This window comes from Cellulophaga geojensis KL-A (assembly GCF_000568425.1).
Taxonomy (GTDB): domain Bacteria; phylum Bacteroidota; class Bacteroidia; order Flavobacteriales; family Flavobacteriaceae; genus Cellulophaga; species Cellulophaga lytica.
In genome coordinates this window covers 1-1408 of the sequence record NZ_ARZX01000067.1, presented here as the reverse complement: position 1 = coordinate 1408, position 1408 = coordinate 1, and the positions used below count along the sequence as shown (strand labels likewise).

Below are 1408 nucleotides of genomic sequence, written 5' to 3'. Positions count from 1 at the left end.
CGTCAACATCAGTTTGCACAGCAGCAATTGCATTAGTTGCCGCAGTTTCATTAGCATCAACATCAGCCTGAATAGCATTTTCTGCATTTGTAGCTCTTGTAGTTTCTGTAGTTATAGCAGTAGCGTTATTAGCAATATTAGTTTGCAAAGTAGCATCGTCATAAAAAGCACCACCATCAGCTCCAGCTGTAATATTATTGTTAGCATCTGTACTTACTATAACTTGGTTAGAAGCCGCAACTTGTGCATCTACATAAGTTTTAACAGCATTTTGAGTAGGGAAAGCATCATCAGAAGTTCCTAAAGCTACGTTGGTAGACTTGTTAGCTGCATCTTCTTTAAGGTCTATAGCATTAGTTGCAGCAATTTCATTAGCATCAACATCAGCCTGAATAGCATTTTCTGCATTAGTAGCTCTTGTAGTTTCTGTATTTATTGCGGTAGCGTTATTAGCAATATTAGTTTGTAAAGTAGCATCGTCATAAAAAGCACCACCATCAGCTCCAGTAGTAATATCATTGTTGGCATCTGTACTTACAATAACTTGAGTAGAAGCAATTATTTGAGCATCTACATAACTTTTAGAGGTAGCATCTTGTGGGTTTACAGGATTTGCTATTGAGGTTACAGCATTACCGCCCATTGTTAAAGGACCTGTCATAGCATCACCAATAATATTTACATACCTAGCATCATTAGTAGATAAATCTGTGGTTACCTCTTGCCATCCGGTTGGATCATCATATATAAAAGCAACACCATTTCTGTCTGTATTTGGGGCTACTTCACCAGATACAATGTAAATGTCAGAGTCTACTCCAGTTACTGGTCTGGCAGATTCAAGTCCAGTTGAAACACTAGATAGTACAACAGCTACATTTCCATTTGCAGCAGGATTTACACCATTTACACTTCTTACAATATTAGGTATTGTTGTTACTCCATTAATTTCATCTGTAAAAACTAAGCTGTTTTCAGAGCCGGCTGGACTCTCTAATTTGGATACCGTTTCATTATCTAATATCCAATTAGTTCCGTTCCATCTCATTATTTGGCCATTACTAGTTCCGTTAGCTAACTTATCTAAAGTAACATTATCATCAGCAATTTTACTTGCTATTATAGCATTATCTGCAATACTAAGGCTCACATTTTCAAATGCAGCATTAGTGCCACCTGTAACATCAATATCTGTTGAGGTTATATTGCCATTCGCTTGTGCATCTACATATGTTTTAACTGCATTTTGAGTAGGGAATAAAGTAGAAGAAGGAGATGTGTTGCCTAAATCAGTTGCATCAGATTTATTAGCAGCATCTTCTTTAAGGTCGATAGCGTCATTAGCTGCAGTTTCATTAGCGTCAACATCTGCTTGTACCGCAGCAATTGCATTAGTTGCAGCAGTTTC

1 protein-coding gene is annotated in these 1408 nt (G+C 37.3%); it reads right to left on the bottom strand.

The window, feature by feature from the left end; all coding sequences use genetic code 11:
* Positions 1-1408, bottom strand: a 1408-nt coding sequence (locus KLA_RS18180) for a hypothetical protein (protein ID WP_034647399.1), incomplete at both ends; no start/stop codon positions are given.